Annotated in this window: 21 protein-coding genes and 1 pseudogene; 16 read left to right on the top strand and 6 right to left on the bottom strand. The window is 69.5% G+C overall.

Annotation, left to right across the window (positions count from 1 at the left end):
* Positions 1-316 precede the first annotated feature (316 nt).
* Positions 317-931 (bottom strand): cholesterol catabolism transcriptional regulator KstR, encoded by a 615-nt coding sequence (kstR, locus tag QC180_RS00110; RefSeq protein WP_278260470.1) that lies wholly within the window; start codon positions 929-931, stop codon positions 317-319.
* 155 nt (positions 932-1,086) lie between these two features.
* On the opposite strand from kstR, the gene QC180_RS00105 reads away from it, so the two are divergent.
* From QC180_RS00105 to QC180_RS00080, 6 genes are all read left to right on the top strand, one after another.
* Positions 1,087-3,213: an acyl-CoA dehydrogenase family protein gene (locus QC180_RS00105; RefSeq protein WP_278260469.1), complete on the top strand. Its 2,127-nt coding sequence runs from the start codon at positions 1,087-1,089 to the stop codon at positions 3,211-3,213.
* 4 nt (positions 3,214-3,217) lie between these two features.
* On the top strand, positions 3,218-4,297 hold the full coding sequence (locus QC180_RS00100) for an acyl-CoA dehydrogenase family protein (protein WP_278260468.1): 1,080 nt from the start codon (positions 3,218-3,220) through the stop codon (positions 4,295-4,297).
* On the top strand, positions 4,282-5,445 hold the full coding sequence (locus QC180_RS00095) for an acyl-CoA dehydrogenase family protein (RefSeq protein WP_278260467.1): 1,164 nt from the start codon (positions 4,282-4,284) through the stop codon (positions 5,443-5,445). The genes QC180_RS00100 and QC180_RS00095 overlap by 16 nt, the downstream gene beginning before the upstream one ends.
* 19 nt (positions 5,446-5,464) lie before the next feature.
* Positions 5,465-6,421 carry a bifunctional MaoC family dehydratase N-terminal/OB-fold nucleic acid binding domain-containing protein gene (locus QC180_RS00090; protein ID WP_278260466.1) on the top strand — a complete coding sequence of 319 codons (957 nt, stop codon included), beginning with the start codon at positions 5,465-5,467 and terminating at the stop codon, positions 6,419-6,421.
* Between the two features lie 136 nt (positions 6,422-6,557).
* Positions 6,558-6,980, top strand: a complete 423-nt coding sequence (locus QC180_RS00085; protein WP_278260465.1) for a MaoC family dehydratase — start codon at positions 6,558-6,560, stop codon at positions 6,978-6,980.
* Positions 6,977-8,161 (top strand): lipid-transfer protein, encoded by a 1,185-nt coding sequence (locus QC180_RS00080; protein ID WP_278260464.1) that lies wholly within the window; start codon positions 6,977-6,979, stop codon positions 8,159-8,161. Before QC180_RS00085 ends, QC180_RS00080 begins: the two co-directional genes overlap by 4 nt.
* A gap of 96 nt (positions 8,162-8,257) precedes the next feature.
* On the opposite strand, the gene QC180_RS00075 is transcribed toward QC180_RS00080, so the two are convergent.
* Positions 8,258-8,836, bottom strand: coding sequence for a DapH/DapD/GlmU-related protein (locus QC180_RS00075; RefSeq protein WP_278260463.1), 579 nt, complete (start codon positions 8,834-8,836; stop codon positions 8,258-8,260).
* A 44-nt stretch (positions 8,837-8,880) separates the two neighbouring features.
* On the opposite strand from QC180_RS00075, the gene QC180_RS00070 reads away from it, so the two are divergent.
* On the top strand, positions 8,881-9,315 hold the full coding sequence (locus QC180_RS00070; RefSeq protein WP_278260462.1) for an NUDIX hydrolase: 435 nt from the start codon (positions 8,881-8,883) through the stop codon (positions 9,313-9,315).
* Here the strand turns inward: QC180_RS00070 and QC180_RS00065 are convergent.
* Positions 9,291-9,917, bottom strand: coding sequence for a TetR/AcrR family transcriptional regulator (locus QC180_RS00065; RefSeq protein WP_278260461.1), 627 nt, complete (start codon positions 9,915-9,917; stop codon positions 9,291-9,293). The genes QC180_RS00070 and QC180_RS00065 overlap by 25 nt on opposite strands.
* 67 nt (positions 9,918-9,984) lie before the next feature.
* Here QC180_RS00065 and zapE point away from each other — a divergent pair, with 67 nt between their 5' ends.
* From zapE to QC180_RS00035, 6 genes are all read left to right on the top strand, one after another.
* Positions 9,985-10,956 (top strand): cell division protein ZapE, encoded by a 972-nt coding sequence (zapE, locus tag QC180_RS00060; RefSeq protein ID WP_278260460.1) that lies wholly within the window; start codon positions 9,985-9,987, stop codon positions 10,954-10,956.
* A 156-nt stretch (positions 10,957-11,112) separates the two neighbouring features.
* The gene (locus tag QC180_RS00055; RefSeq protein WP_278260459.1) at positions 11,113-12,018 is read left to right on the top strand and encodes a DUF4129 domain-containing protein; all 906 of its coding nucleotides are present in this window, start codon (positions 11,113-11,115) and stop codon (positions 12,016-12,018) included.
* A gap of 70 nt (positions 12,019-12,088) precedes the next feature.
* Positions 12,089-12,607 carry a hypothetical protein gene (locus QC180_RS00050; protein WP_278260458.1) on the top strand — a complete coding sequence of 173 codons (519 nt, stop codon included), beginning with the start codon at positions 12,089-12,091 and terminating at the stop codon, positions 12,605-12,607.
* 17 nt (positions 12,608-12,624) lie between these two features.
* Positions 12,625-13,587 (top strand): AAA family ATPase, encoded by a 963-nt coding sequence (locus tag QC180_RS00045; protein ID WP_278260457.1) that lies wholly within the window; start codon positions 12,625-12,627, stop codon positions 13,585-13,587.
* A complete protein-coding gene (locus tag QC180_RS00040) occupies positions 13,584-14,858 on the top strand; it encodes a DUF58 domain-containing protein (RefSeq protein ID WP_278260456.1) in 1,275 nt (424 codons plus the stop codon). The genes QC180_RS00045 and QC180_RS00040 overlap by 4 nt, the downstream gene beginning before the upstream one ends.
* The gene (locus QC180_RS00035; RefSeq protein ID WP_278260455.1) at positions 14,855-15,304 is read left to right on the top strand and encodes a hypothetical protein; all 450 of its coding nucleotides are present in this window, start codon (positions 14,855-14,857) and stop codon (positions 15,302-15,304) included. Before QC180_RS00040 ends, QC180_RS00035 begins: the two co-directional genes overlap by 4 nt.
* On the opposite strand, the gene QC180_RS00030 is transcribed toward QC180_RS00035, so the two are convergent.
* The 3 genes from QC180_RS00030 to kstD form a co-directional block, all read right to left on the bottom strand.
* Positions 15,294-15,710 carry a pyridoxamine 5'-phosphate oxidase family protein gene (locus QC180_RS00030; protein WP_278260454.1) on the bottom strand — a complete coding sequence of 139 codons (417 nt, stop codon included), beginning with the start codon at positions 15,708-15,710 and terminating at the stop codon, positions 15,294-15,296. The two genes, QC180_RS00035 and QC180_RS00030, sit on opposite strands and share 11 nt — an antisense overlap.
* A gap of 100 nt (positions 15,711-15,810) precedes the next feature.
* The gene (locus QC180_RS00025; RefSeq protein WP_278260453.1) at positions 15,811-16,671 is read right to left on the bottom strand and encodes a MaoC/PaaZ C-terminal domain-containing protein; all 861 of its coding nucleotides are present in this window, start codon (positions 16,669-16,671) and stop codon (positions 15,811-15,813) included.
* Positions 16,672-16,682: 11 nt separating this feature from the next.
* Positions 16,683-18,374 carry a 3-oxosteroid 1-dehydrogenase gene (kstD, locus tag QC180_RS00020; RefSeq protein WP_278260452.1) on the bottom strand — a complete coding sequence of 564 codons (1,692 nt, stop codon included), beginning with the start codon at positions 18,372-18,374 and terminating at the stop codon, positions 16,683-16,685.
* 213 nt (positions 18,375-18,587) lie between these two features.
* Here kstD and QC180_RS00015 point away from each other — a divergent pair, with 213 nt between their 5' ends.
* The 3 genes and pseudogenes from QC180_RS00015 to QC180_RS00005 all read left to right on the top strand — a co-directional run.
* On the top strand, positions 18,588-19,373 hold the full coding sequence (locus QC180_RS00015) for a 2-keto-4-pentenoate hydratase (protein ID WP_278260451.1): 786 nt from the start codon (positions 18,588-18,590) through the stop codon (positions 19,371-19,373).
* 19 nt (positions 19,374-19,392) lie between these two features.
* Complete coding sequence (locus tag QC180_RS00010) at positions 19,393-20,298, top strand: acetaldehyde dehydrogenase (acetylating) (RefSeq protein WP_278260450.1); 906 nt, start codon at positions 19,393-19,395, stop codon at positions 20,296-20,298.
* A 12-nt stretch (positions 20,299-20,310) separates the two neighbouring features.
* Positions 20,311-20,880 (top strand): annotated as a pseudogene (locus QC180_RS00005) (4-hydroxy-2-oxovalerate aldolase); the annotation flags it as partial.

The following is a 20,880-nucleotide window of genomic DNA, read 5'->3' as shown; positions in this document are numbered from 1 at the left end:
ATCGGGGGAGTTGATCAGGGGGCGCGAAAAACAATACTGGGTCAATTCTGGCGCGCGGGCGGCGCGGCGGGTTGTGCGGGCACGTGCTCGCGACCTCACCGCAAATCCCGCACGGTCATCGCGGGGTCGTGTGTCGTCCGCGCCTGGTCGGGCGTGGCGTGGGGACGACGGGCAGGCTCGCTGCCCGGTAGATGCGCTGTTTTGCATATGCGGAGTCGGCTATGCATCTACCTACTGAAAACGGCGACGCCCACCCCTGTCAACAGGGGTGGGCGATTTGTAACGATCCCGTCGCACGCTGTGCCGGTTCGCGTCCTTACCCGCGATCACCCAGCAACAGATCGACGGTGAGCTCGAGTCGTTCTGTGACATCGGTCGCCGAAGCGCGCCGGGTGAGCCATGCCACCAGGTTCGACAGCCACACATCCGAGATGACGCGGGCGATGGCGAGCTGACGATCGTCGGGTTCGCCGTCGCTCATGGCGCGGGCGAAGACGCGGTCCATCACCTTGCCGACCCGGTCCACCTCGGCGGCGGCGGAGGCGTCGGCGAACATGAACGCGCGGGTCATGGCCTCGGTGAGCAGCGGGTCGCGCTGCATCATCCGGGTGATCTGGGTGAGCAGGCCGTGCATGCGCTCGGACGGACCGTCGCCGGGTAGGGGCCTGCGCTTGCCCTCGAACTGCTCGAACTCCCTGGCCAGGGCCGAAACGAGCAGGTGCACCTTGGACGGGAAGTAGCGGTAGAGGGTGCCCACGGCCACGTCGGCGCGCTCGGCGACCGCGCGCATCTGCACGGCGTCGTAGCCGCCCTTGGAGGCCAGCGCGAGGGTGGCGTCGAGGATGCGCTTGCGGCGTTCACGCTGCGCGTTGGAACTCAGCTCGTCCTCGGACAGTGTCGTCACGGTGGGCGTGGGGGCGGGACTGTCCATCGTGGAAACCCTTTCGCTGAGTGCATTCTCGTCGTGGTGCCGCACGCCGCTGTGCGCTGGAACATCGCCGAGTGTAGGTCTCTTGACTTATACCCGGCTCAGATATTAGAACATGTTCTAGGAGTGGGAACCACGCCGGAAGGGCGGATTTTCTTGTGACCATCGCCACCACTGACGAGCAGAAAGCCGCCGCCGAGTCGCTGCGGGGCTGGGCGAGTTCGCATCCGCCGATTGCAACAATGCGGACCGGCGGCACGGGCGCCTGGCGCGGCTACTGGCCCGCGCTGACCGAGTTCGGGCTGTTCGCGGTCGCCCTCGACGAGGACAATGGCGGTCTCGGCGGCACCGTCGCCGACCTGGCCGTGATGCTGGAGCAGACCGCGGCCGACCTGGTCGGTGGTCCGGTACTGGCCACCGCGCTGGCCGGGCTGATCACCGGCGGCGCGCTCGCCGACGGCACCCCGTGCGCGGTCGCGGTACCCGCCGACGAGCAGGCCGCCAAGGCCTCCGGCACCGATGACGAGGGCTGGATCGTCACCGGCGCCTGGGATTTCGTCTACGGCGCCGACGTCGAGACTCGAATCCTGGTGCCCGCCAACACCGTCGACGGCACCCGCTGGCTGCTGATCGCCCCCGACGCGGTGACCGTCACCCCGCTGGCGCACGGCGACCACACCGTGCCGCTGGCGCGCGTCACCGCCACCGAGGTGGCCGTCCCGGCCGAACACGGGTTCGCGCCCGAGGCCGATGTCACCGATCTGTTCGTCACCCTCGCGGTGGCCGAACTGGCCGGTGTCGCGGGCTGGTGTCTGCGCACGGCGGTCGAATACGCCCGTGTCCGTGAACAATTCGGCAAACCGATCGGCAGCTTCCAGGCGATCAAGCACATCTGCGCCTGGATGCTGTGCCGCACCGAGCTCATCCGCGCCGTGGCCGCCGACGCCGCCGCCGCGATCGACGAAGGCGGCGCCGAGCTGCCGATCGCGGCGGCCGTCGCCGCTGCGGCCGCCTTGGACGCCGCCGTCGACACCGCCAAGGACGCCATCCAGGTGCTCGGCGGCATCGGCTTCACCTGGGAGCACGACGCGCACTTCTACCTGCGCCGGGCCAGCGCCCTGCGCCAGCTGCTCGGCGGTTCCGCGCGGTGGCGCGCCCGCGTCACCGAACTCACCCGCGCCGGTCAGCGCCGCACCACCGGCGCCGAACGCGTGCTCGGCGGCGACACCGGCGACTCCGCGCTGGCCGCCGAGATCGCCGCCATCGCCGCCCTGGACCCGGCCGAGCGGCCGCGTGCGCTGGTCGAGGCGGGGCTGGTCATGCCGCACTGGCCCGCCCCCTACGGCCGCGGCGCCGACCCGATGACCTGCCTGCAGATCGCCGAACAACTGCGCCGCGCCGAACTGGAGACCCCGGACCTGGCGGTCGCGGGCTGGGCCGTGCCCACCCTGCTGCGCTTCGGCAGTCCCGAACAGATCGAGCGCTTCGTCTGGCCGACCCTGCACGGCGAGGTCACCTGGTGCCAGCTGTTCAGCGAACCGGGCGCCGGTTCCGATCTCGCCGCGCTGCGCACCACCGCCGACCGGGTCGACGGTGGCTGGAAGCTGCGCGGCCAGAAGGTGTGGACCTCGCTGGGCTCGCTGGCCAACTGGGGCATCTGCCTGGCCCGCACCGACCCGAGCGCCGCCAAACACCGCGGCATCAGCTACTTCCTGGTCGACATGCGCGCCCCCGGCGTGCAGGTGCGCCCACTGGTGCAGATCACCGGTGAGGACCGCTTCAGCGAGGTCTTCCTCGACGACGTGTTCGTGCCCGACGACTGCCTGGTCGGCGATCTGAACAACGGCTGGAAGATCGCGCGCACCACGCTCTCGGCCGAACGGGTCGCCATGGGCGGCGGCGGCATCGGCGGCGCGCTCGAGGCGCTGCTGGCGCGTTTCCCGGTCGGCGGCTGGGGAACAGAACTGCGCGAGGACCGTTTCGGGGCGCTGATCACCTCGTCGGTCGCGGGTTCGTTGCTGGAGCAGCGGATCGCGGTCGCGACGATGGCCGGTGTCGACGCGGGCGCCCAAGCCAGCGTCCGCAAGCTCGTCGGCGTCCGGCATCGGCAGGACCTGGCCGAATACGCGCTCGAACTTTCCGGCGAAGAAGGTTCCCTGGACAGTGCCGCTCTGGGAGAATTCCTGCTCACACGCTGTCTTTCGATCGCGGGCGGGACCGAGCAGATTCTGCTGACCGTGGCCGCCGAACGGATTCTCGGCCTGCCGCGCGATGCGGACAGTTAGCTCGATGAGGGAGGACGCCGTGGACTTCACCCGCGACGAAAGCGCCGACGCAGTAGCCGAGGTGGTCGTGAGCCTGCTCGAACGAGAGCGGGCGCGCGATATGGAATTGTGGCCCAGCCTGATCGACTCCGGCCTGCTCGCGGTCCCCGTGCCCGAGCGTTTCGGTGGCGACGGCATGGGTCTGCTGGAGGTGTCGGCGCTGCTCATGGAGCTGGCCACCGACGCCGTCGCGGTGCCCGCGCTGCCGACCTTCGGGTTCGGCGTGCTGCCGCTGCTCTCGCAGCTGTCCGACGAGCTGGCCGAGCGCGTGCTCGCCGAGGTCGGCAAGGGCACCGTGCTCACCGCCGCGCTCAACGAGGCGGGCGCGCCGTTCACCACCGCGCCCACCACCAGGGCGGTGCGCGACGGCGAGACCGTGCGGATCACCGGCCGCAAGGTGGGTGTGATCTACGCCGAGCAGGCGCGCTGGATCCTGGTGCCCACCGATCTCGGTGTGGCGCTGGTGGATTCGGTGGCGCCGGGGCTGGAGATCGTGCCGGTGGTCGGTTCGGCCGGTATTCCGGAGGCCACACTGGTGCTCGACGCGGTCGAGATCCCGGCCGACCAACTGCTGCCCGACGCGCTGCCCGGCCTGCACCGGCACGCGCTGGCGACCATCGGCGCGGTGGCCGACGGCCTGCTGAAGGGCGCGCTCACGCTCACCGCCGAGCACGTGCGCACCCGCGAGCAGTTCGGCAGGCCGCTGGCCGAATTCCAGGCGGTGGCCCAGCAGATCGCCGATCTCTACGTGGTCTCGCGCACCCTGCACGTGGCCGCGGAGTCGGCGTGCTGGGCACTGGCCCACGACGACGCGTCGCCGGAACATCGGCAGCGCATCGATGAGGACCTCGACGTGCTCGCCTACTGGGCGGCGGCCGAAGTTCCGCGCGCCATGCAGCAATGCCACCACCTGCACGGTGGACTGGGCGTGGATATCACCCACCCGATGCACCGGTACTACTCACAGGCCAAGGACCTCGCCCGTCTGCTCGGCGGCGCGGGGCTGCGCCTCGACCTCCTGGGAGCAAGATGTTCATCGATCTGACCGCCGAACAGCGGCGGTTGCGCGAAGAATTGCGTTCCTATTTCGCCGATCTCGTCACGCCGGAGGAACACGCCGAGATGGCGGTCAACCGGCACGGCCCCGCCTACCGCGCGGTGGTCCGCCGGATGGGCCGTGACGGCTGGCTCGGCGTCGGCTGGCCGAAGGAATTCGGCGGCCAGGGCTTCGGCCCGATGGAACAGCAGATCTTCTTCAACGAGGCGGTGCGCGCCGATGTGCCGCTGCCGCTGGTGACCCTGCTGACCGTGGGCCCGACCCTGCAGAAGTACGGCACCGAGGCACAGAAGAAGAAGTTCCTGCCCGGAATCCTCTCCGGCGACATCCATTTCGCGATCGGCTACTCCGAGCCGGAGGCGGGCACCGACCTCGCCGCGCTGCGCACCACCGCGGTCAGGGAGTCCAACGGTGACTGGGTCGTCAACGGCCAGAAGATCTTCACCACCGGCGCCCACGACGCCGACTACGTCTGGCTGGCCTGCCGCACCGGCACCGTCGAGTCGCGCCATCGCGGCATCACGATCCTCATCGTCGACACCGAGGACCCCGGCTACTCCTGGACGCCGATCATCACCTGCGACGGCGCCCACCACACCAACGCCACCTACTTCGACGACGTACGGGTTCCGGCGGAGATGCTGGTCGGCGAGGAGAACCGCGGCTGGCGGCTGATCACCACCCAGCTCAACCACGAGCGGGTGAGCCTGGGCCCCTCGGGCAAGATCGAGCAGCTCTACGACCGGTTGAAGGACTGGTCGGCCGCGCACGAACTGCTCGGCGAACCCGAAGTGCGCCGCGCGCTGGGACGGGTTCGAACCATGGTGCGGCTCAACGAATTACTGAACTGGCAGGTCGCCGCCGCCGACCCGGCCGCCGCGCAGAACACCGTGATCGCCGACGCCTCGGCCACCAAGATCTTCTCCACCGAATCGCTGCAGGAGGCGGGCCGGATCGTGGAGGAGATCGTGGGCCGCTACGGCGATCCGGCCGAGCCGGGCACCGCCGAACTGCTGGGCTGGCTGGACCGGCGGACCAAGCAGAACCTCGTCGTCACCTTCGGCGGCGGCGTCAACGAGATCATGCGCGAACTGGTGGCCTCCGCTGGCCTGGAACTGCCGCGCGTTCCCCGATGAGCATTGTAAGGAGCCGCGCGTGCCGGACAGCATCGCCCCCGAAGAACTCCCCGAGGCACTCGCCAAGCTGGCCGCCGCCGGGGCCTCCGCACCCCGCGCGGGCCGTGACCCGGTGAACCAGCCGATGATCAACAACTGGGTCGAGGCGATCGGCGACACCAACCCGATCTACGTCGACGAGGACGCCGCCAAGGCCGCCGGGCACTCCGGCATCGTCGCCCCGCCCGCCATGGCGCAGGTGTGGACGATGAACGGCCTGCACGGCGTGCGCGCCGCCGACGACCCGCTCGGCCTGGCCACCCAGCTGCTCGACGACGCGGGCTTCACCTCCGTCGTCGGCACCAACTGTGAGCAGACCTACCACCGCTACCTGCGTCCCGGCGAGGAGGTGACCGTCTCCAGCGAGCTCTCGGAGTTCAAGGGCCCCAAGCGCACCGGGCTCGGCGACGGCTGGTTCCTCACCTTCACCACCACCTGGTCGGTCGGTGACGAGGTGGTCACCGAGATGCTGTTCCGCATCCTGAAATTCGCGCCCGGCACGACCGCGCCCGCGTCAGCGGACGGCGCCATCGAGGCCGCACCGGCGGGTCGGGTCGGCCCGGTGATCTCGCGCGACACCGAATTCTTCTGGGCCGGTACCGAACTCGGCGAACTGCGCATCCAACGTAAGCCCGACGGTACGTTGCAACACCCGCCGGTGCCCGCGCTCTGGCAGGACAAGGCCGAGCCCACCGATTACGTCGTCGCCGCCGGGACGGGCACGGTGTTCAGTTTCGTGGTGCATCACGCGCCCAAGGTGCCGGGCCGCGAGCTGCCCTTCGTGGTCGCGCTGGTCGAACTCGACGAGGGCGTGCGCATGCTCGGCGAGCTGCGCGGGCTCGACCCCGACGAGGTGGCCATCGGGGCACCCGTGCGGGCGGCCTTCGAACGGCTGCCCGACGGCACGGTGCTCCCGTACTGGCGGGCGGCCGGATGAGCGCGGACGCGGGCCCGCTACCCGTCCGCCGCCGGTCTCCCGGCCCGGTGGGGCCGCCCTCGCGCTCGACCAGCCTGCCCGTAGCTCGCCGCACCGTCTCGCGCGCCGTGCGCCGCCGTCCGGAAAGGACGCCACGATGACCTCCACCGTCGATCTCACCGCGCTAGCGGTGGGTACCACGCTGCCGGAGCTGGTGATCCACGCCGATCCCACCTTCGTGATCAGCACCGCCCTGGCCACCAGGGACTTCCAGGACGTGCACCACGACCGCGACAAGGCGGTCGAGCGCGGTTCCAGCGACATCTTCGTCAACATCCTCACCGACACCGGCCTGGTGCAGCGCTTCGTCACCGACTGGGCCGGGCCGCGCGCGCTGGTGAAGTCGATCGCGCTGCGCCTGGGCGTGCCGCTGTATTCCGGTGACACGCTGACCCTTTCGGGCACCGTCACCGAGATCGCGGGAGCCCGGGTCACCCTCGATGTGCGCGGACGCGACAGTCTCGGCGAGCACATCACCGCCACCGCCGTCATCGACCTGCCCGAACTGGAGGCGAAATGAGTACCGCGCAGGCGCCGGGTCTGTCCGGCCGCGCCGCGATCGTCGGCATCGGAGCCACCGACTTCTCCAAGGACTCCGGTCGCAGCGAACTGCGCCTGGCCGCCGAGGCCGTCAGCGCCGCACTCGCCGACGCCGGGCTCACCCCCGCCGACGTCGACGGCCTGACCACCTTCACCATGGACACCAACACCCAGGCCGCCGTGGCCAGGGCCGTCGGCATCCCGAGCCTGAAGTTCTTCAGCCACATCGGCTACGGCGGTGGCGCGGCCTGCGCGACCGTGCAGCAGGCGGCCATGGCGGTGGCGACCGGGGTCGCCGATGTCGTGGTGGCCTACCGCGCGTTCAACGAACGTTCCGGCGCCCGCTTCGGCCAGTTCTCACCCGCGCTGGCCGCCGCGCCCACCTCGTCGGGAATCGACGCGGGCTGGGCCTACCCGCAGGGGCTGGGCACCCCGGCCGCGCAGGTGGCCATGGTCGCGCGCCGGTACATGCACGTCAGCGGTGCCACCAGTGCCGATTTCGGCGCCGTCGCGGTGGCCGACCGCAAACACGCGGCGGTGAACCCGAACGCCTTCTTCCACGGCAAGCCGATCACGCTGGAACAGCACCAGCAATCCCGCTGGATCGCCGAACCGCTGCACCTGCTCGACTGCTGCCAGGAATCCGACGGCGGCGTGGCCATCGTCGTCACCAGCGCCGAACGGGCCGCGGATCTGCCCCAGCGCCCGGCGATCATCGCCGCCGCCGCGCAGGGCAGCGGCGCCGACCAGTACGTGATGACCAGCTACTACCGCGACGCCATGACCGGCCTCCCGGAAATGGGCCTCGTCGGTGACCAACTGTGGGCCCAGAGCGGCCTGACCGCCGCCGACATGCAGGCCGCCATCCTCTACGACCACTTCACCCCCTTCGTCCTCATGCAGCTCGAGGAACTGGGTTTCTGCGCACGCGGCGAAGCCAAGGACTTCATCGCCGACGGCGCCATCGAACTCGGCGGCAGACTGCCCCTCAACACCCACGGTGGCCAACTCGGCGAGGCCTACATCCACGGCATGAACGGCATCGCCGAAGCCGTCCGCCAGATCCGCGGCACCTCGGTCAACCAGGTCGACACCCTCGAACGCATCCTCGTCACCGCGGGCACCGGCGTCCCCACCTCAGGCCTGGTCCTCACCGCCTAGCTGCGGGTTGTCGGGCGTCCGACCGCTGGCCCGGTGCTCACCGCTCGGTTGCGGAGGCCGAGCATCACGCCCCGGTTCAGCGGTGTTCGCGCCGGGCTACCAGGTGCGGTTGACCGTGGCCTTGGGGCCGGTCACCAGGGTCGCCGGGGGTACGTCGTCGGCCACGACGGCTCCCGCGGCGACCACGGCGTCGCGCCCGATGCTGACGCCGGGCAGGATGGTCGCGCCCGCGCCGATCCAGACGTTCTCGGCGATGTCGATCGGTGCGCCGGTGAGGATGCGGCGGCGCTCCTCGGGGTCCACCGGATGACCCATGGTGATGAAGGTGGCCTTCGGGCCGATCATCACGCCTCGGCCCAGTCGGATGCCCGCGTAGTCGAGGAACGTGCAGCCCTGGTTCACGAAGACCCGCTCGGCCAGGTCCAGGTTCAATCCGTGGTCGGTGTAGAAGGGCGGGTAGATGGTGACGCCCGGGGGGAGCGGGCGGCCCAGGATCTGTTCGAACAGCGCGGCCTTGGCCGGTTCGTCGTCGAAGGGCGTGGCGTTGAGGCGGGCGGTGAGCGCGGTGACCGCGAGGACGCGCTGGTGCATCGCGGAGAACTCGGCGCCGAGGACTCGTTCGCCCTGGGCGAGGCGTTCGGGATCGTGGATCAGCATGTGGGGATCGCTTGCCATCGAGTGATTCTCGCCCACCCGCGCGGGCTCGTAGGCTCGACGGGGTGATCCCACGCCATGTCGTCGACGTCCACCTCCTGCTGATCCGGGGAGATCAGATCCTGCTGAGCCTGCGCCGCAGCGGCGACAAGTACGACAATCACTGGCATCTGCCCTCGGGCAAGCTGGAGGCGGGGGAGTCCGCGCGGGTGGGCGCGGCGCGCGAGGCCGCCGAGGAGGTCGGCGTCGAGATCGTCCCGGCCGACTTGCGGCTGGTGCACACCGCCCACGTCACCGCGTCCACCGGGGACGCGCGGCTCGGGCTGTTCTTCCGCACCGAACGCTGGCAGGGCGAGCCTTTCAATCGGGAACCCGAAAAATGCTATGCGCTGCAGTGGTTTACGGTGCACGATCTTCCGGTCGATCTGCTCGAATATTCGGCCCTCGGAATTTCCGCACTCGATTCCGGTGAGCCCTATTCGGAATTGGGTTGGGAATAGTCACTATTCACGGTCGTCAGAAACTGTGAGACAGGATCAGCCAGCTCGCGCGCGGTGACCGGGCGGTCCGCGCGCAGCCCCGCGAAGCGGTCGAAGACCAGCCCCTCCAGTAGGGCGAGGAAGTCGCCCGCCGCGCGGCGCGGATCGGGGGCGCCGAGTGCGGCGCACAGCTCGCTCGCGCGGTCGAGGGAGAACAGGCTGCCCGCCAGGCGCGCGTGCAGGTCGGGGTCGGCACGCACCTCGATGATCAGCGCGTGCCGGGCGATCAGCTCGTTGCGGCGCTCGGTGAGCAACCGTGCCAGCCAGGCGCCGATGCCCTGCGCCACCCGCACCGGATCGGTCGATCGCGCGGTGGCCGGGTCGGGCTCGCCCGGTGCCGTGGACAGGTCGTGCGCCGTCGCGAAATCGGCACGGGAGCGGGCGGTGATGCCGTCGGCGACGGCCGCGATCAGGGCGTGTCTGGTGCGGAAGTAGTACGAGGTCGAGCCCGGTGGCAGGTCGAGGCGGGTGTCGACGGCGCGGTGGGTGAGCGCGCGGATACCGCTGGTGGCGATGAGGTCGATCGCGCCTCGCACGATCTGGCCGCGCCGGTCTGTGGACATCGTCACCTTCGCTGGTCGGGCCGTGAACTGATCCTCTACAACTGTAGAGGATCAGGAGGAGGTGGCAATGGCGAACAGCACGGTGATTCTCGATCCGGCCCAGGTGGCGGTGGGTGACGCGCTCGCGGCGCTACTCGACCGGCACGGCCGACCACGTAAACGGCACCGGGGCCTCTACCTGCACGGCAGGCCGGGACGCGGCAAGACGATGATGATGGACCGCTTCCTCGCCGACGTGCGCTCCGAGCGCAAACGCCGGTTCCACTTCCACAGCTTCTTCGCCGCCCTGCACGCGGCCAATCACGAACTCGGGTCGATCGAACGCGCCGTCGCGGCCCTGCTCTCCGACGCGGATCTGGTCTGCTTCGACGAGTTCCACGTCAACGACATCGGCGACGCCATGCTGGTCACGCGACTACTGGACACACTGTTCGCCCAGCGCCGCACCCTGGTGGTCACCTCCAACTACGCACCCCGTGAGCTGCTGCCCAACCCGCTGTTCCACGACCGATTCGTGCCCACCATCGAGTGCATCCTCGCGCACCTCGACGTCGTGAGCCTCGACGGCCCGCTCGACTACCGCACCCTGGGCGGTTACGGCGACACCGGATTCGTCTCCGGTGCCTATGTCCTCGACGCGGAGTCGGGTGCGCGGGCATCGGGCGGTGTCACGATCGAGTTGGGCAATGGCCGCGCGGTCCGCGCGCTGGCCGTCGACGGCGAGGCGGTGACTTTCGGATTCGCCCAGCTGTGCGGTGCCGCGACCGGCGCCGCCGACTATCTCGCGCTGGCCCGGCGCTTCCGACGATGGACGCTGTGCGGGGTTCCCCCGCTGCGGAAAGTGCCCTCGGACTGGGCCATGCGGCTGGTCAACCTCATCGACGTGCTCTACGACGCCGATATCCCGTGCACCGTGCACGCCGCCGAACCGGTGGACGAATTGACCGCCGGGGTGCCCGCCGTCGCCGAGCTCGCGCGCACGGCCAGCAGGCTCGGGCAGTTGCCGCGGATCGTTTGTTCCGCTCACCAAACCCCATAGTGAGGAGGGACAATAAAGGGGAGGTAATCCAAAAGCACCGATTTCCTCCCGAGCGAACCACTCGGCATGTAACTATGTGGCTGTTTTGTGCAGGCACTGGGGTTTGGTGGTACAGCTGTGATCGGGGTGAATCAGCCCATACCGCGGGCGATCGTCGTGATCGCGCTCGTAGCCGCCGCGACCATCGCCCTGCAGGGCTATCTGCCGGAGGCCGGTGGCGACACCGCCGCGGGCCCACCGAATCCGCTGCTGGTCGCGGTGATGCCGGTGCTGCTGCTGGTGTCCATCGTCATCCTGGTCGCCGGGGTGATCGCCAGTCAGCATCGTCTGCCGCTGGCCATGCCGCAACACGAGCGCGAGTCCCTGCCGCGCTTCCAGTGGCGGCGGATGGCGGTGCTGGCGCCGATCGCGATCGCGGTGGTGGCGTTGGTGTTCGCCGGGGGCGTCACCGCGCTGTTCCTGCTGCCGGGCGCGCGCCCGATGCGGCCCGCCTCCGAGACGCTGCCCGAGGGCTCGGGTCCGGTGCCCACCCCCACCGACGCGCCCGCGCCCGACCCGACCACCGGCGCCCACGACCTCACCGGCACCGCGATGCTGATCGCGGTGGTGCTGGCGGTCGTGCTGATCGGCGTCGCGCTGCTCGGCCTGGTGGTCGTCGCGGTGGCCGCGCGCCGAGAGATCCCGCCGCCCACCGCCGCCGCGCCCGAACCCACACCGAGCGAGGTGGATTCGCTCACCCGCGCCGCCGAGATGGGCCTGGCCGCGATGAACGCGCCCGGTCAGGACCCGCGCACCGCCATCATCGCCTGTTACGTGGCGATGGAACGCGGCCTGTCCAGCGACCTCGCCGCCCGTCCGAAGGCCTCCGACACCCCGATGGAAGTGCTCGCCCGCGCCTTCGAAAGCGGTGTGCTGCACGACGCTTCGGCCCGCGAGCTGGTCGCTCTGTTCGAGGAGGCGCGCTTCAGCCCGCACTCGATGCTCGAATGGCAGCGTATGCGCGCCGAACAGTTGCTGCGCATCGTGCTCACCGATCTGCAAAGAAGGCTGGTGTCGGCATGAGCGGTCAGCGCCCGGAGGCGGTAGCTCGCGTGACCACGCAGGGCGCCCGCTCATGCCCGAGGGAGTCAGCATGAGTGTCGAGGGGGATCAGGGGATGGGGCGTTCTTCGGTGATCGCGACCGCGGTGGTGGCGGTGGTCGTCATCGAGATCGCGCTGGTGCGGCTGGAGCGTGATCTCGTGCTGCTGGCCGTCGCCCTCCCGGTGGCGGTGGCGCTGGGCCTGCTGGTCTGGTCACTGCGACATCGCGTGGTGCGCGAGGAACCGCTGACCGAGTACATCGACAACGGCCCGGCCGAGATGCTGGGCCGTTGGCACGCGCGCGCGGAGATGCTCACCGCCCGCGCCGACGGCACCCGCGCCGACTGGGACCGCCACCTGCGTCCGCTGCTGGCCAAGGAGTTCGAACTGTCCACCGGCCTGCGTGTCGCCAAGAACCGCAGAGCCACCGAAGCCGCCGGTCAGCTGCAGTTCGGTCCCGAACTGTGGCGCTGGGTCGATCCGGCGAACTCGGCACTGCGCGACCAGACCGGTCGCGCTCCGGGTAGGGAGGCGCTGGACGAGATCCTGCGCCGATTGCAGACGATGTGAGGGGTTAGAGGCCACCGATGACAATGCCGTTGAACGTGACCGTCCAGCGCTCCGACGCCGTGCTGCGTGAGCTGGGCCGAGTCGTGGTCGGCAAGCGAGATGAGATGCAGCTCATCATGATCGCCGTGCTGTCCGGAGGACACATCCTCATCGAGGACCTGCCAGGTCTGGGCAAGACGCTGATCGCGCGGTCCTTCGCGGCCGCGCTCGGCCTGGATTTCACCCGCGTGCAGTTCACGCCCGATTTACTGCCCGCCGACCTGCTCGGTTCGACGATCTACGACATGTCCTCGGGCCGGTTCAACTTCCGTCGCGGTCCGGTCTTCACCAATGTCCTGCTCGCCGACGAGATCAACCGCACCCCGCCCAAGACCCAGGCGGCCCTGCTCGAGGCGATGGCCGAGGGACAGGTCAGCATCGACGGTGAGACCTTCCTGCTGCCACAGCCGTTCATCGTGCTGGCCACCGACAATCCGATCGAATACGAGGGCACCTACCCGCTGCCCGAGGCTCAGCTCGACCGGTTCGCCATCCAGCTGCGGCTGGGGTACCTGTCCGAGCAGGACGAGACGCAGATGATCCGGCGTCGGCTCGAACGCGGTTCCACCCCACCGCAGGTGGGTCAGGTGGTCGACGCGCACGGGCTGATGGAGATGCGTCAGTCGGTCGAGTTCGTCACCGTGCATCCCGATGTCGTGAACTACGTGGTCGCGCTGGCCTCGGCGACCCGCAGTCATCCGCAGGTGGAGGTCGGCGCCAGTCCGCGCGCCGAGCTCGATCTGGTGCAGATGTCGCGGGCCAGGGCGCTGCTGCTGGGCCGCGACTATGTGATCCCCGAGGACGTCAAGGCGCTGGCCGTGCCCGCGATGGCACACCGGATCACGCTGCGGCCGGAGATGTGGGTGCGGCGCATCCGGGGTGAGGACGTCATCACCGAGCTGCTGCGACGGCTACCGGTGCCCCGCGCCACCAGCACATGAAGCACCGCGACGAGTCCAGGACGGTCGAGGTCGACCTGCGTTGGCGGCCCGCGCCCCTGGTGTTCATCCTGGCCGGGTGTGCCGCCGCGGCGCTGGTCGTCGCGGTGCTGCGCGGTCAGTGGCAGCTCGTGGTCTTCGCGGCCCCGATGCTCGGGGTGCTCGCGACCGCGCCGTGGCAGCAGGCGCCCACCCGCATCCAGGTCGACGGCAGCGGCACGGTGCGCTGTTTCGAGAACGAGGAGATCGGGTGCAGCGCGGCGGCTTTCGTCGAGAGCGGGCACGCCCTGCTGCGGATGACCCCCGTGCCGCTGGACGGGCTGAACCTCGAGATCGAGGAGGCCCACGATTCCGGCGGCGCGCCAGCGGGCGTGGAGTTGTCGCTCTCGGCGGCGCGCTGGGGTCGATATCCGGTGCAGGTCAAGGTCTCCGCGCTGAGTCCGGCCGGGCTCGCCGTCGCCACCGCCGAACTGCCCGCGGCCAAGCTGTATGTGTACCCGATCGCCGACCCCCAGCGAATGCGCCTGCCGCGCACCGAACTTCCCGACCGCATCGGTACCCATCTGACCCGCAAGCACGGGCCCGGCGTGGAATACGCCGACATCCGCGCCTACGCCCCCGGCGACCAGCTGCGCACGGTGAACTGGCCGGTGAGCGCGCGGCGCGGCAGGCTCTATGTCACCGAGCGGTTCACCAACCGCTCCGCCGACGTGGTGGTCCTGGTCGACACCTCCCAGCAGGCACCCGGCCCGGCCACCGCCTCGCTCGAACTGTCGGTGCGCGGCGCGGCCCAGGTGGTCCAGTCCACGTTGCAGGCCGGTGACCGCACGGCCGTGGTCTGCCTGGGGGAATCGCCGCGCTGGCTGCGGCCCGATATCGGCCGCAGGCAGTTCTACCGCATCGTCGACACCGTCCTGGGCGTCGGTGACGAGCACGTGGAGACCACCGGCACCCTGGCCCCGCATGCGGCGGTGCCGATCGGCGCGATCGTCGTCGCCTTCTCCACGCTGCTCGACACCCAGTTCGCGCTCGCGCTGATCGACCTGCGCAAACGCGGGCACGTGGTCGTCGCGGTGGACGTGCTGCGCGGCACCCCGTTCGAGGAGGGACTCGACCCGACCATGGCCAAGATGTGGCAGCTCGAGCGCGCCTCGATGTATCGCGACATGGGCACCGTCGGTGTCGACATCATCGCCTGGCCGGAGGAGACCCGCCTCGACCAGGCCATGCGCCTGCTGCCCCAGCACCGCCGCACCGTCCGGGTGCGCCGATGATCCGTTTCCTCGCCCTGCTCGCCGGTCTGCTGCTGGTGGCCGCCGTCGCGCTGATCACTCCGCTCGCCGGGCTGGCCGCGCTGGCGCTGGTCATCGCGAGCTGGTGGTGGCGCGCGGCCTCGATCGGCGCGGTCCTGGTGGTGATCGGTGTGCTGGCCTTCGCCGACATCGGCGTGATCGCCGCGGCCGCCACCGGCCTGGTCGCCACCACCTATCTGCTCAACGCGGCCGTGCTGCACGCGCCCGAGGGCGTGGTGCCGACCACCATCCCGTCGGTGGGCGGCGCCATCCTGTTCACCATCGCCGCGGCCACCGCCGCGCTGGTGCCGGTCCAGCTGGTCTGGGCGCCCCTGGCCGCGCCGATTCTCATCGTGCTGATCTACGCCCTGCTCGTCGGCGGTCTCAGCCCCCGTCGCCCCGCCGCGGAGACGTCCGCTACCCGATGAGCGCGCCCAGCCAGTGCTCGGGCCGCATCCACACCGTGACGTGCTCGCCCAGCTGCTCGTGCGCGAACTTCAGGTACTGGGTCAGGGCGTCACCGCTCAGATAGCGGGCGGCCATGTCCTCGATCTGGGCCGAAGTGGACGTCTGGACCTCCGCCACCGGACCCTCGACCGAGACATACTTGACCTCGGGTTCCACCGTGTCGACCATGAGCCCGAAGCGCCCGGCCGCCGTGATCGCCGCCATCTTCGTCGAGCTGGGCAGCGTGGTGATCCAGGGCCGTCCGCCGGGTTCGTAGGCGTACCAGATGGGGACGGTCAACGGCCCGCGATCGGGCAGGCCGACCGACAGTGCGGCCACATGCGGTCGCGCGAGAAACTCTTGCTTTTCCGTGTGTGTGAGTGCCATCTCCGGATGATGGCACCACCCACCGACACCCGGCGGTCACCGGATCGGGCACCCCGATGGCGGTGACGGCGAATTCCGCACCGCCACCGGGGCATCCGGCTCAGGCGACGCGCAGGACGACGTCGCTCAGCACCGGCGCGTCGTCGCGCTCGGCGACGGTGACCGCGCCGATGAGCTGGTCGCCCTCGCGCCAGACCTTGATGTGCAGCGTCTCGCCGGGGTAGAGAACTCCTGCGAACTTGGCACGGAATCCCGCCACCTTGGCCGCGTCGCTGTCGAGCAGCGCGTCGGTGATGGCCTTACAGACGGTGCCGTAGGTGCACAGCCCGTGCAGGATCGGCGCGGGAAAACCGGCGCCCTTGGCGAATTCGGGGTCCGAGTGCAGGGGATTGCGGTCACCGCAGAGCCGGTAGAGCAGGGCCTGCTGCGGCAGCGTCGGGGTGAGCAGCTTCGCGTCGGGGGCGCGCTCGGGCAGCGCGGTCTTCCCGCCGGGCCCACGCTCACCACCGAAACCGCCCTCGCCCCTGGCGAAGATCGACGAGCGCGCCGTCCACAGCGGTGCCCCGTCGGAACCGACCACGGTGTGTTCCTGCACGATCACCGCGTTGGCGCCCTTGTCCCAGATCTCGCTGATCCGGCCGGTGCTGGTCGCCTTGCCCGCCGCCGGAATCGGCCGGTGCACCTCGATTTCCTGATGCCCGTGCACCACCTTGGCCAGGTCGATCTCGATGCCGGGGAAACTCACCCGCGGCGGCTCGGTCTCGCCGAGGGTGGGCGCGACGGTGGCGAAGGTGGGCAGCACCTGCGGCGTGCCGTCGGCGAGATAGCGCAGTTCGGCGGCCTGGGTGTAGCGCGCGCCCGCGCCGAGACCCAGGTGGTAGAGCTGCACGTCGGTGGCCGTCCAGCTGAACTCCCTGGCGGGCAGCTCCGCGCCGAGCGCGGTCTGGAGATCGATCGGCATGGGGGTGGCTCCTAGGAGGTCGGGGCGGCCGCGGCCGCCTTCGCGGCGGCGATGTCGAGCACCGCGAGGTAGGCGAAGGTGATGGCGGGGCCGATGGTGGCGCCGGGGCCCGCGTAGGTGTGGCCCATCACCGGGGCGCTGGTGTTGCCCGAGGCGTAGAGGCCCTCGATCACCGAATCGTCCTCGCGCAGCACGCGTCCGGAGGTGTCGGTGACCAGGCCGCCCTTGGTGCCCAGGTCGCCCGGCACGATCTTGGCCGCGTAGAACGGGCCCTGTGAGATCTCGGCCAGGCACGGGTTGGGCTTGACGGTGGGATCGCCGTAGTAGCGGTCGTAGTGGCTGTTACCTCGGCCGAAGTCGACGTCCTTGCCGGTGATGGCGAAGCCGTTGAATCGCTCGACCGTGGTGGTCAGGCTGTCGGCGGGCACGCCGATGCGTTCGGCCAGTTCGGCGATGCTGTCGGCCTTGACGATGTTGTCGTCCTCCAGCCAGCGCGAGGGGAACCGCTGACCCGGCTGCAATCCGGCGAAGATGTAGCGGTTGCGGTAGCGCTGGTCGAACACCAGCCAGGCCGGAATGTTCGCGCCGGGCCCCGGACCCTGCCCGTACTCGCCGCCGTACATGGTGTGCACCGCCTCGACATAGGGCGCGGACTCGTTACCGAACCGCTCACCGCGATCGTTGACCATGATCGTGCCCGGCAGATTGCGCTCGGCCAGCGCGAACCACGGCTTGCCGCCCTTGAAGATCGTCGGACCCCACCAGGCGTCCTCCATGAGATCCACCGTGCCACCCGCTGCCATACCCGCGACGATGCCATCGCCGGTGTTGGCCGCGGCCCCGGTTGTCCACTCAGTGGTTATCGGCTGTCGCTGGTACTTGGCGCGCAGATCGGCGTTGTGCTCGAAACCGCCGGTGCCCAGCACAACGCCGTAGCGGGCGGTGAACGTCGTCGGCGTCCCGTCCACGGTGGCCCGCACACCGGTGACCCGGCCGTCGGTGACCACCAGATCGGTGAGCGGGGTGTCGAGCAGCACCGGAACGCCCGCGTCGAGCAGCCCCTTGCGCATGGCGGCGATGATCGCCTGACCCATGCCCAGCAGGTGCTTGCCGGTGGCCTTGGCCCAGTAGGTGCGCGCGCCGACCCGCATGGCCCGCATCATGCCCTTGGGATGGCGCTTGATCAGGTTCAGCCGCACGAAGTCGGCCTGCATGACGACCACGTTCAGCGGCGCCTTGGCATACGGGGGCTCCAGCTTCGCCAGCTCCGCGCCCAGCACCTTGCCGTTGAACGGCGTCGGCTCGCACGAGCGTCCCTCGCCCAGCCCACCCGGCGCCTCCGGGTAGTAGTCGGAGTAGCCCGGCACCCACTTCATCTTCAGCGGCGTGTGATCGAGGACGAAGTCGAACGCCTCGGCGCCGCGATCGAGGTAGGTGTCGATCTTCTCGGCGGGCACCGCGTCACCGATGATGCTGTGCAGGTAGGTGCGCGCGTCCTCGCGGTCGTCCGGACGCCCGGAGGCTCTGAGCGCCTTGTTGCCCGGAATCCACACGCCACCGCCGGATCGGGCCGTGGACCCGCCGTAGTGCGCGGCCTTCTCCAGCAGCACGACACTCAGTCCCTTGTGGGCCGCGGCGAGGGCAGCGGTCATCCCGGCGGCGCCGCTACCGACGACCACCACATCGTATTCCCGATCACTCATGTAGAACACGTTATAGAAGGGATCCGAAGTTTGGCGAGCAAAAATGGAACTCGTTCCAGTGGGCTTCGTAGAATCCCCTGCAAAAGTGGAACTTGTTATAGAAATCACCTCTGGTTTCGTTGTAGTGTCAGGTGAACGGCTGACACTGGTGTGCGCAACCGGTTACAGTTTTGGCCTACATCCTGCCCCGCCCGTGCTGCCAAGGAGGTCCGCGTGCTGCCCGACGCGGTACGAACTCAACTCGCCGACGAACTGGCCCGCGCCGAGGACGAGCGGGTCGCCGTCTCGCCGCTGGTCGGCCGGTATCCCGATATCGACGTCGTCGACGCCTATGAGATCCAGTTGCTCAACATCCAGCGCAGGCTGAAGTCGGGCGCGAAGATCGTCGGCCACAAGGTGGGCCTGTCGTCGGCGGCGATGCAGCAGATGATGGGCGTCGACGAGCCCGATTACGGGCATCTGCTCGGCGAGATGGAGGTCTTCGAGGACGTCCCCGTCGACACCTCGAAGTACCTGCTGCCGCGCGTCGAGGTCGAGGTCGGCTTCGTGCTCGGCGCCGACCTGCCCGGTGCCGACTGCACCGAGGCCGACGTCCTCGCCGCCACCGTCGCCTACGCCCCCGCGATCGAGCTGATCGATTCGCGCATCGAGGACTGGAAGATCGGCCTGGCCGACACCATCTCCGACAACGCCTCCTCGGCCGGTTTCGTGCTCGGCAAGGAGCGCGTCGCGCCCGGCGACATCGACATCAAGGCCGTCGACGCCGTGCTCACCCGCAACGGTGAGGTCATCGCCGAGGGGCGCAGCGACGCGGTCCTCGGCGATCCGGTGATCGCGGTGGCCTGGCTGGCACGCAAGGTCGCGAGCTTCGGCGTGCGGTTGAAGGCGGGCGACATCGTGCTGCCCGGTTCCTGCACCCGCGCCATCGACGCCCGCCCCGGTGACGAGTTCCTCGCCGAGTTCACCGGACTCGGTTCCGTCCGTTTGCGTTTCAGCTGATCTTCCCTAGGAGTACACCGTGACGAGCAAAGTCACCGCCGCGATCGTGGGGTCCGGCAATATCAGCACCGACCTGCTGTACAAGCTGCTGCGCTCGGACAAGATCGAGCCGCGTTGGATGATCGGCATCGACCCGGAGTCGGAGGGTCTGAAGCGTGCCGCCGGGCTGGGCCTGGAGACCTCCGCCGAGGGCGCGGATTGGCTGCTCGCGCTCGACGAGAAGCCGGACCTGCTGTTCGAGGCCACCTCCGCCTACGTCCACCGCGCCTACGCGCCGAAATACGAGGCCGCGGGCATCCGCGCCGTCGACCTCACCCCCGCCGCCGTCGGCCCCGCCGTGATCCCCCCGGTGAACCTGGACTCGCTGCGTGACGCGCCGAACGTCAACATGATCACCTGCGGTGGCCAGGCCACGATTCCCATGGTGGCGGCGGTCTCCCGCGTCGTGCCGGTGGCCTACGCCGAGATCGTCGCCTCGGTGTCCTCGGTGTCGGCCGGTCCCGGCACCCGCGCCAATATCGACGAGTTCACCAAGACGACCTCCAAGGGTGTGGAGACCATCGGTGGGGCGCAGCGGGGCAAGGCGATCATCATCCTGAACCCCGCCGAGCCCCCGATGATCATGCGCGACACCATCTTCTGCGCCATCCCCGAGGAGGCGGATCGGGATGCCATCTCCGAGAGCATCTTCCGCATGGAGAAGTCCATCCAGGAATACGTGCCCGGCTACCGGCTGCTCAACGACCCGCAGTTCGACGATCCGTCGCTGGTCTCCGGTGGCATGGCGAAGGTCTCGATCTTCGTCGAGGTCGAGGGCGCGGGCGACTTCCTGCCGCCGTACGCGGGCAACCTCGACATCATGACCGCCGCCGCGACCCGCGTGGGCGATGTGCTGGCCGATCAGATCATCTCGGCTCGGGTGTAAGGAGATTCGACCATGAGCAATATCCTGAAGCCCTTCTCGGGCGAACTCGACGTGCGCGTCACCGACACCTCGCTGCGCGACGGCTCCCACCACAAGCGCCACCAGTTCACCGTCGAGGAGGTGCGCGATATTGTTGCTGCCCTGGATGGTTCGGGTGTTCCGGTCATCGAGGTGACCCACGGTGACGGCCTGGGCGGGTCCTCGTTCAACTACGGATTCTCGAAAACCCCTGAGCAGGAACTGATCAAGGTCGCCGCCGAGGCGGCCAAGCAGGCCAAGATCGCCTTCCTCATGCTGCCCGGTGTCGGCGTCAAGGAAGACATCAAGATCTCCCAGGACAACGGCGGCAGCATCTGCCGTATCGCCACCCACTGCACCGAGGCCGATGTCTCCATCCAGCACTTCGGCCTGGCCCGTGAACTCGGCCTGGAAACCGTCGGCTTCCTCATGATGGCCCACTCCACCACCCCGGAGAAGCTGGCCAAGCAGGCCCGCATCATGGCCGACGCGGGCTGCCAGTGCGTCTACGTGGTCGACTCCGCCGGAGCCCTCGTCCTCGAACAGGTCTCCGACCGCGTCTCG

It is taken from the genome of Nocardia anocheti (assembly GCF_029675105.1).
Taxonomy (GTDB): domain Bacteria; phylum Actinomycetota; class Actinomycetes; order Mycobacteriales; family Mycobacteriaceae; genus Nocardia.
This window is presented reverse-complemented; position numbering and strand designations above follow the sequence as displayed.